The sequence below is a fragment of the Clostridium coskatii genome (genome assembly GCF_001675205.1).
In the GTDB taxonomy this organism is placed as follows: Bacteria; Bacillota; Clostridia; order Clostridiales; family Clostridiaceae; genus Clostridium_B; species Clostridium_B ljungdahlii.
Genome location: NZ_LROR01000057.1, coordinates 129114 through 138338, shown reverse-complemented (window position 1 = coordinate 138338; position 9225 = coordinate 129114). Strand labels below are relative to the sequence as shown.

Genomic DNA, 9225 nt, shown 5'->3' with positions numbered 1-9225 from the left:
TGCAGAGGTATATGGTGATTTTGTTTCTTTACAATTCAATTTTACCATAAATCAGTGAGGAGTTATTTTATTTTACGACAAAAAATATCCCGCATTTATGCGGGTTACAGCGTTTCGCAAACGCCTATTTCTTAGCCAGTGAGAAAGGAGAAAATTTTGTTTCTCTTTTCCTCTTTCACACTGACTCTCACCAGGGAGGTAATATTTGTTGCAGAAAATGTTTTGTATCTGAATAAAAGTTTTTAGGAATTGAAAAAAGCCCGAATGGATTCTGTTATCCAAACGAGCTTTTAATATGACATTATTTTCTATAATATGATATGATTCTACATAAAATAAACCATAACTATCCCAAAATGAAAATGAGCTTTTTTTAGGAAATTACCTCTTTCATAAGAATGAGATTTGTATCTAAATCTCATAAGAAAAACCTCCTTATCTCATCATTATCTAATAGTTACTGTTGCTGTGATAACAGAAGTGCTTGTTCTTAATAGAAATAAAAAACAGTGGCTTTAACAAATAAAAAAGCCACTGTCAGACAAATTAACTTAGATATGTGATATAAACTATTTCCGTCTAATAACGGCTTTTAACAAATAAAAAATATTATTCTTGGTGTCCCATAAAATTTTCATTATAAAAATAGGTTATTTTAAAGATATAAAAGAAAATATTTAAACACTTATATTTTCTTTTTTTGAACAATCTCTCTTTAAAATCATTCAAAAATGTATATACAACCGGAACAAACAATAATGTCAACAATGTTGATGTAATTAATCCTCCAATAATTGCAAAAGCCATTGGTGCACGTAGTTCTGAGCCTAAACCTGTAGCTACAGCTGAAGGAATCATACCAAAAATCATGGCCAAGGTAGTCATAATAATCGGCCTTAAACGCGTATGCCCAGCTTCAATCAAGGCTTCATTCAAATTCATTCCCTTTCTGTGGTTTTGTTTTGCAAAATCAATAAGTAAAATTGCATTTTTAGTAACCAGCCCCATCAACGTAATAACTCCTATGGCAGACATCATACCAGCTCTTTATGGCCAATAAACAATCCTAAATATGATATCTCGCCCCTCAGCAGGCAAACTCTTTGACACTAAAGGCGAAAATGCAATAATCTATCCTGGGATTTTGATAAATGCGATATGGTTGTTATTATTCGCATTAAGTGCGAGTTTCATGATGCTAGCGGCAGCAGTCCTCATTGGTCTTGGGCTCGGGGCCATACAGTCTGGAACACAAACGCTGGTAGTAAAGATCACGCCGTCTCACCATTTAGCACCTGATAATTCAACATTCTATCTGTGCACAGATTTGGGCAACTGCATCGGGCCTCTGCTCACGGGCGCGCTAATAACATTCCTAGGATATCGTGGAATGTATATAATTGTGGCAGTAATCGGGTTCTTAACGTTATTAATATACTGGTTTGCATATACCAGAAAGGCTAGTCGGGCTTTATAAAACCAGTTTATTACACATCTTTTAGGTACTGCAAAAGCGCCCCCGTTACTGGCCCTGCTTCGGCGGGGCTTTTCGTGCAAATTTTTTCTTAAAAGATATGTTTAGAGTTTACTTTCTTCTATATCGTCGTCCGTCATGCCAAACTGCTTTAAATAGCTCAGTCGAACGGCAGATTCCGTATCCGTTATAAATCGAAGGACAGAATAGTATAATTGGATGTCTTTCAAAACGGTGGAGTGGTACATTGCCTTTCCGTAGATACGGGCATAGTGTTTCAGGTAAATGCTGTCCTGAATCATATATGTTCAGATTTTAAAATTTAAAATCATCTTTAGCAGGAAGGTGGTAAGCTGTTTTTGAATATCCTTGTCCACAAAATAATATTTATTTCCGTATTCATTAGTAAGTACCTTTGTGGAAAGCTTTGAGATATATCCTTGCTAGTGATTCAATATATATTAAATTGTCACAGCATCGTCCTTACTTGCTGCCTTTATGATAGGAAAGGAAATTAGCTTCTTTGTTTTTTCATAACTCCTCCTTCAGTAGTGTTTTATAATTTTCAGTTGCTATATACTGTACTGCGGTTACACCCAATTCGTCTGCAATTTTCGCATCTGATGCAGTCAAAACAGAGTATCTTCCCTTTCCTATCCAGTGATGAATAGGGGATTTTTCGTTTATCTTCTCCTCTTTTACATTGGCTCTCACCGATAGATCGATACTTACTGCAAAAGATACCTTTTATTTAAAAAATATTTTAAGAGCTGAAAAAAGCCCAAATGGATATTACTATCCGAACAAACTTTTAATATAATATTATTTTCTAATATGTAATATAATTCTATATAAGATGAGCTGTATTTATTTTTAAATGGAAATAAGTTTTTTAAGATAATACCTTGCTTATAAGAGTACAATTTATATTTTAATCCCATAACAACGATCTCCTTATTCCATCGCTGTACTAGTCACTATTGTTGTAATAGAAAAGTGATTGTCCTTAACAAAAATGTAGTAGCCTTAGCATACAAGATTATTGTTAGGCAAATAAATTTAAATGTGAGATAAAAATGTAAATCTGACTAATAGTGAATTATTTTTGAAACTTCTACACATACATCAGTTTTGAGAGATCTATCATCGCCTTTTATATAGCTTAAAGCAATTCAATTTGTTTATTGAAAACATACGAATGCTACGACTTTTTTAAACATTCTATTTTTTTACTTCTTTAAGTAGTCTGCTAATCTTATTTATGGATTCATATTTCTGTTTAATTCTGTGATTTGTCTGTTATTCTTAGTAGAACTTCCTTACCCATATGGATACTTGCCCTTGAAATTTCATACTTTGAAACGTTTATAACAAACTGGATCAACTTTTTAAGAGCATATACAATAAATAAAAAAATAAAAGAAAAAATAATTTATATCAGAAAAAATTGAATATTTTTAAATATTTATTTCTAAGGTTCTTATTAAAGTTTACACAATATTCCGTAGTTTTATATATTTTTAACTTTCATTACTCTCATTGCATTTATTATAGCAAGTATAGTAACACCTACATCAGCAAAAACTGCCTCCCACAAAGTCGCTATTCCTCCAGCTCCTAAAATAAGAACTATTATTTTAACTACCATAGCCAGTATTATATTCTGCCATACTATTTTTCTTGTTCTTTTAGCAATTTTTACAGCAGTAACTATCTTTGAAGGTTCATCTGTCATTATCACTACATCAGCGGCTTCTATTGCAGCATCCGAACCAAGTCCTCCCATAGCTATTCCTATATCTGCTCTTACTAAAACTGGTGCATCATTTATTCCATCTCCTACAAAGGCAAGTTTTCCTTTGGCCGATTTCTGTTTATCTAGCTTTTCTAGTTCTTCAACTTTTTGATCAGGAAGAAGCTCTGCATAAACTTCATCCAAACTTAAGGAACCTGCTACTTTCTCACCAACAGCTTTAGCATCTCCAGTAAGCATAACAGTCTTTTTTATTCCTATGGTCTTAAGGTTCTTTATAGCATCTTTTGAATCATCTTTAACTTCATCGGATATTATTATATAACCTGCATATTCCTTATCTATTGCTATATAAACCACAGTTCCAACAATATCTAATTCATCAATCTTTATATTTTCTTTATTCATTAATTTAACATTTCCAGCTAAAACTTCTTTACCTTTTACTTTAACTTTAATACCATGACCTGATATTTCATCATAGCTTCCAATTTTTTCTTTATTTACTTCTTTTCCATAGGCCTTAAGTATTGAAACTGCTATAGGATGATTTGAGAAACTTTCTGCATAAGCCGCAAATTCAAGCAACTCATCTTTATTGTATTTTTCAGTAGTTTTTATTTTTGTTACCTCAAAGACGCCTTTTGTAAGTGTTCCTGTCTTATCAAAAATAATGATTTCTAAATTATTTAGGGCCTCTAAATAATTCCCGCCCTTAACCAATACTCCATTTTTTGAAGCTCCTCCTATTCCGCCAAAAAAGCCAAGGGGTATTGATATAACTAAAGCACATGGACAAGATATAACTAAAAACACCAATGATCTATAAATCCAATCTGAAAACATTGCCCCTCTTATAATCAACGGAGGTACAATAGCTAATAAAGCTGCTATTATCACAACTATAGGGGTATAGTACTTTGCAAACTTAGTCATAAAATTTTCCGTAGGAGCTTTTCTACTGCTTGAATTTTGAACTAAATTTAGTATTTTCGATACTGTAGATTCTCCAAATTCTTTAGTAACTTCAACAGTTAATAGTCCGTTCTTATTAATAAAACCTCCCAAGACCAAATCTCCTTTTTGTACTGATCTTGGCACTGATTCTCCTGTTAAAGCTGAAGTATCTACCATAGATTCTCCTTCAATTATACTTCCATCAAGTGGAACTTTTTCTCCAGACTTTATAACTATCTTATCTCCTATTTTAACTTGATCCGGAGAAACCTTTTTAAGCTCTTCTCCTTGTTTTAAGTTTGCATAATCAGGTCTAATATCCATTAATGCTGCGATAGATTTTTTTGAACGATTGAGAGCAGCATCTTGAAAGAATTCACCTATTTGATAAAATAGCATTACTGCAACCCCTTCTGGATACTGTCCAATAAAAAAAGCACCTATTGTAGCTATAGACATTAAAAAATTCTCATCAAAAACTTTCCCTCTAGCTATATTTCTAACAGCTTTTAAAATAACTTTCCATCCAACTAGTACATAACTTATTAAATACAATATAAACTCAATATTGCTAGTAAATTTAAATAAAATAGGAACTGAAAAAAATAATATTTCTAATATCATTCCAATCATTTTTTTTCTATTCTGCCCTGCATTATCATCGTGAAAATATGCTTTACTATTTTCCTTCTTATCTACATCTACAACATTAACTCCGGGTTCAATTTTTTTAACTATTTCTGCTGCTTCTTCAGTTATTTTTTCTAGATCATGTTTATTATCAATTTCTATAATTAATTTTCCAGTAGGAAAATCAACATGAGCATTTTTTACACCATTTAACTTACCTACCTGCTCTTGAATTTTAACACTGCAATTCATGCAGGATAACCCCAAAAGTGCTAACGCTTTTTTAGGGGAATTTAAATATGATTTTTCCTTTACTATCACATCTGGCTCTATCTTTTTTACAATACTTCTTATTTTCGTAATAATATTGTTTATTTTATTTATATCATTAGTTTCTATAGTTAAAGTTTTGTCGGCAAAATTTACTGATGCTTTATGCACGCCTTCTACCTTACTTGCTTCGTTTTGTATTTTTTGAAAACAATTTGCACAATTTAACCCTTTAAGTACTAGCTCCTTTTTTATCCCTTTTTCCAAAGTATCACCTTCCCTTTTACATTTAGTATTTACATTACTTTAAAATTTATGAAATACTAACAAAGAGTAGTTCTCAAGGCTTGGGTATGATAAAACTTGATAATAGGCAAAAAGTAATCTAGAACTAAAAGTTTAGTTATCATAATCATGTACTGAAAAGTAAATACTTAGATTAAAAAGAACATTCTTAAAGTATGTTGTTCAATTCATTTTGCAGCATAACTCCAACTGTATCAGCAAATCTCTTTGCAGATTTTATATGCACTAAATTACGTCCATATATTTTTTGAGCAGCAGCAACATCTTCATTACGTCCTGTGAAAACACCAAGAATAGAAATTCCTTCCTGCAAGCCTTTTCTCACTTCCAAAGCAGTATCATTTACACCCATGTTATCTGAATAACTATATTCAATATGATTAATTCCACTCGCTGGTATGCACTGCATATCATTGGGTTTCCCATCAGATAAGACTATGAGCATCTTACGGTTACAGCTTAAATTTTTCATCATATAAAGTGCAGCACGAACAGCCAAGCCGTCCCTATTACACCCTGAAGCTGTATAATTGAAGATCTTATTATTCTTGTAAACTTCATCATAATCACGAAAAAGATTGATAATTGTATAATCGTGAAAACTGCAAAAAGAGTAGACTTTTACAGGAATTTGACAGCGTGTAAGGCTTTCAGCTATGATATACCCTTCTGTTGCAATAATTTCCTGACGATTTTTTTGTGACAACGATGCATCCAACATTATATCCACCGTTAGATCTCTGACATCATTTTTAAGATTTTTTATAAAAATTTTATTGTCATGAACATAAAAGCTTCTCCAAATATCTCCTGCTACAAGTTTTCCCTTTTCTGATCTGCAGGAAGATTCACGGTTAACAAGCATCACATTTTTAATTTTATCTGTCAAATTTGAAATGCTATTATTATTTCTCGCAAAGTTTTCATTATAATGTATATTATTTTTTTCTCTTTGTTTTAAAATATCATCTTGATGTTTAACTGTACTTGTATTATTTTTAATATGAACATCAAAATTCCCTCTTGTAAAATGAACATGACAATTTTTATGGTTTCCAATACACAAAATTTTTTCTAAAGCCTTTACCCGTGGTTCTTGCAAAATGGAAACCCCATAATACCCCTGCATAAATTTTCTATCGTATTTATTGATTTGATCTACAGATTTAAGCCAACTAAAAGCCCTTCGTAATTCATTTTTAGAACGTTTAAAAAATGAATTACGCCTAGAATTTGATCCCTTCACCTTTACTTGAAAAATACTTTTGCCCCTATGTGACGTTGGAAGTATATTTTTTGCTAAAAAGTGAGGTCCATATTGAAAATAAACTTTTATAATCTCCTTCATACGAGATATAATCTGCTTTGTATTCATATGTTCATCAAACTCTAAATCATTTAAAATGGTAAGTGCCAGATTTGTCGTATTAGGTTTTTCACCCAATGCTCTTTTAAAATGAGCTATCTTGACTTGATCTATAATGTTAAAAGATAAATCTGGATTACACCTGTTAAGAAATTTTTTTGAATAATCACGTCGCAGATTTTCAAGAACCAGTCGTTCACTTTTTGCTTTTTTATAAGTACAATTTTCTAAAGCTATCCATGTAAGTTCTTCTAATAATTTACAGTTAGTATCTTTTTTAAGATAGTTAAAAAATTCCTCTAAAAGTGAATAGTTATAGTATTTATGAACAGATCCTATAATATAATTTAAATAAAGATCGGCTTTTCCATTTTTATCATATGCTTTTATTTCTGAGTTTAATGAGTAATCAGATGAAGCATTCCATATAATATTATCAGCTCTTTTTATCTCTTTATTTTGTTCCTGCATAGTCAATCTGTAAAAATTTCACTCCTTTCCACCCCTTCCGGTATTCTCAGGTGAATAACGTCTTCTATAATTTCTCTTTCAAATCTATCAAAAGATTTATTTGTAATGCCCATCTTCAAAGCCTCAGATGTCTTCAGACCCTTGCCTATGAGATGAATAGAAGAAATAAGTCCCCTTAGATCTACGGATTTTGTAGAGATCTCCGAGCTTTCGCTTTTATTTTGAAGATCCTTAAACAGGCCTATAAATTGTTCAAGATATTTATCTTTCATATTAGGGAATTCTCGCCTGAGCAGTTTCATAAGATTTCTGGAAGAAATTGTTGGCATTTCAATAACCATAAAACGCGAAACCAGAGCTTCATTAAGTTCTCTAGTGCCTGCATATCCATAATTCATTGTAGCAATAAACCTGGTAGCATCTTCCATAGGGATTCTGTCATAACCTGGTATGTCAATAATTCTTCGAAAATCCAAGGTAGCATGAAGAAGCGCAATGGATTCATTCCTCGCCATATTTATTTCATCAAGAACTCCAAAACCTCCCAACGTGGCACATTCATAAATTGGACCTTTTCTAAAAACAACTTGTCCATTTTCAAATGTATCAGTCCCAACAAGAGATGAAAAATCCGTGTTGACGTGAAATGAAATATCCCAGCTGGGCCTCCCAAAAGCAGCTGCCAAGTTTTCTGCGAAAACATTTTTTCCACTTGCCTTAGGACCAACTAAAAGAATATTTTCGCCACAAAGAATAGCCGTAATTGCTCCCTCCCAAATTTCTTTTCCATAATAATTATATTTAGGTTCTGGTATTCTGTATTTAATATCAGGATTTACATTGTAAAAATTTCGGTAATGCTCTATTTCAGCAATTAATTTTTCATCAATTCTTTCTTCTCTTAAAAAATCTAACATACTTATCACCTCCAACTATTATGCAGAAATAATGCGGTAATCAAACTATATTTCTTACAATACTAATCAAGCAAATTTCAAGTAATAAATCCTTTACATTTAAAGTTTCATTGCTCTAATATTTATCTTGTAAACGTTCCAATCCTAATTTTAAAAAATCCTTTTCTACATCATAAATACTTTTGTACTTCTCATTCAAACCTAATAATTTTTTCAAAAAATTCACCTCATTTAAGGATAAATCAAGTTCATCATACCAAGGTTCTGACTTTTTACTAGTTTTTTCAAAAGAAGAATAGTACAAATAAAGAAGTAGATGTCCAAAATATAAAAAATCAACAGAAGGAATATACTTTTTACCATTTATTAATCTTGCAAGTCCAAAATCAATGAGATACACTTCTTCTTCGTTAATAATTACATTCGGTACTCTTATATCTCTATGCACAATGTTTCTTTCATGCAAGTATTTTATTATATCTATAATTTTAATTCCTACTTTATAAATTTCAGATGGAGTAAATACATAATTGTCTCCAAAGAGCATTTCTTCTATTGTCTTTCCTTTTTTATATTCTAAAATATAGGCATACATTTTATCATTCTTTATTGTATCAACTATTTTAGGAATTAATGGATGATTAATAGATGAAAGAATTTTTTCTTCAAATATAATTTTAGTACCACTTTTTTTTATAACTTTAGGTTTAATCTCTTTTAGAACATATTTCTTATTATCTAAGTTAACCAAATAACACATACCAAATCGGCCTTCACCTATTAACTTTACAACGCTATATCCACCAAACAAATAATCTGTTGGATATATTTTCCTTCTAAAAAACGACATTATGACCATGAACTCTTATATTTTCTTCTTTTACAATGTCTTTCACCAGAATAATGATTTGGATATGAATTATTATGAGAATAATATTTATTATATTTTCTGCCTGAGCGAGAAAATGAACCAAACATACCTAATATACGGTTTAAAAATCCTTCTCTTTTATAATAACTGCTCCCTCTATGATTATTATCATGATGCCTCTTGCCTGATGATCTTGAAAATAAGCTCATC

Annotated in this window: 9 protein-coding genes and 1 pseudogene; 1 reads left to right on the top strand and 9 read right to left on the bottom strand. The window is 31.3% G+C overall.

Going from position 1 to position 9225, the window contains the following annotated elements:
• Positions 1-609: 609 nt before the first annotated feature.
• Positions 610-1070: pseudogene (locus CLCOS_RS14885) on the bottom strand (efflux RND transporter permease subunit); the annotation flags it as partial.
• A 2-nt stretch (positions 1071-1072) separates the two neighbouring features.
• Here CLCOS_RS14885 and CLCOS_RS23200 point away from each other — a divergent pair.
• Positions 1073-1477 carry an MFS transporter gene (locus CLCOS_RS23200; RefSeq protein WP_082853528.1) on the top strand — a complete coding sequence of 135 codons (405 nt, stop codon included), beginning with the start codon at positions 1073-1075 and terminating at the stop codon, positions 1475-1477.
• Positions 1478-1578: 101 nt separating this feature from the next.
• Here CLCOS_RS23200 and CLCOS_RS23100 read toward each other — a convergent pair whose 3' ends face one another.
• The 8 genes from CLCOS_RS23100 to CLCOS_RS14850 form a co-directional block, all read right to left on the bottom strand.
• A complete protein-coding gene (locus CLCOS_RS23100) occupies positions 1579-1776 on the bottom strand; it encodes a hypothetical protein (RefSeq protein ID WP_153042941.1) in 198 nt (65 codons plus the stop codon).
• A 6-nt stretch (positions 1777-1782) separates the two neighbouring features.
• Positions 1783-1908 carry a helix-turn-helix domain-containing protein gene (locus tag CLCOS_RS23195; protein ID WP_153042943.1) on the bottom strand — a complete coding sequence of 42 codons (126 nt, stop codon included), beginning with the start codon at positions 1906-1908 and terminating at the stop codon, positions 1783-1785.
• A 97-nt stretch (positions 1909-2005) separates the two neighbouring features.
• Complete coding sequence (locus CLCOS_RS22505) at positions 2006-2188, bottom strand: hypothetical protein (protein ID WP_063600913.1); 183 nt, start codon at positions 2186-2188, stop codon at positions 2006-2008.
• A 796-nt stretch (positions 2189-2984) separates the two neighbouring features.
• Positions 2985-5351 carry a heavy metal translocating P-type ATPase gene (locus CLCOS_RS14870; protein WP_063600915.1) on the bottom strand — a complete coding sequence of 789 codons (2367 nt, stop codon included), beginning with the start codon at positions 5349-5351 and terminating at the stop codon, positions 2985-2987.
• 187 nt (positions 5352-5538) lie between these two features.
• Complete coding sequence (locus CLCOS_RS14865) at positions 5539-7227, bottom strand: hypothetical protein (protein WP_156496371.1); 1689 nt, start codon at positions 7225-7227, stop codon at positions 5539-5541.
• A 2-nt stretch (positions 7228-7229) separates the two neighbouring features.
• On the bottom strand, positions 7230-8144 hold the full coding sequence (locus CLCOS_RS14860) for an AAA family ATPase (protein ID WP_082853529.1): 915 nt from the start codon (positions 8142-8144) through the stop codon (positions 7230-7232).
• 115 nt (positions 8145-8259) lie between these two features.
• Complete coding sequence (locus CLCOS_RS14855; RefSeq protein ID WP_063600917.1) at positions 8260-9003, bottom strand: serine/threonine protein kinase; 744 nt, start codon at positions 9001-9003, stop codon at positions 8260-8262.
• Positions 8994-9224 (bottom strand): hypothetical protein, encoded by a 231-nt coding sequence (locus CLCOS_RS14850; RefSeq protein WP_063600918.1) that lies wholly within the window; start codon positions 9222-9224, stop codon positions 8994-8996. The genes CLCOS_RS14855 and CLCOS_RS14850 overlap by 10 nt, the downstream gene beginning before the upstream one ends.
• Position 9225: the final 1 nt, after the last annotated feature.

Excerpts from the sequence above, each read along its gene's own strand:
- CLCOS_RS23200 (WP_082853528.1), top strand. The coding sequence starts at position 1,073 with ATGATATCTCGCCCCTCAGCAGGCAAACTCTTTGACACTAAAGGCGAA.
- CLCOS_RS23100 (WP_153042941.1), bottom strand. The coding sequence starts at position 1,776 with ATGATTCAGGACAGCATTTACCTGAAACACTATGCCCGTATCTACGGA.
- CLCOS_RS14865 (WP_156496371.1), bottom strand. The coding sequence starts at position 7,227 with ATGCAGGAACAAAATAAAGAGATAAAAAGAGCTGATAATATTATATGG.
- CLCOS_RS14860 (WP_082853529.1), bottom strand. The coding sequence starts at position 8,144 with ATGTTAGATTTTTTAAGAGAAGAAAGAATTGATGAAAAATTAATTGCT.
- CLCOS_RS14855 (WP_063600917.1), bottom strand. The coding sequence starts at position 9,003 with ATGGTCATAATGTCGTTTTTTAGAAGGAAAATATATCCAACAGATTAT.
- CLCOS_RS14850 (WP_063600918.1), bottom strand. The coding sequence starts at position 9,224 with ATGAGCTTATTTTCAAGATCATCAGGCAAGAGGCATCATGATAATAAT.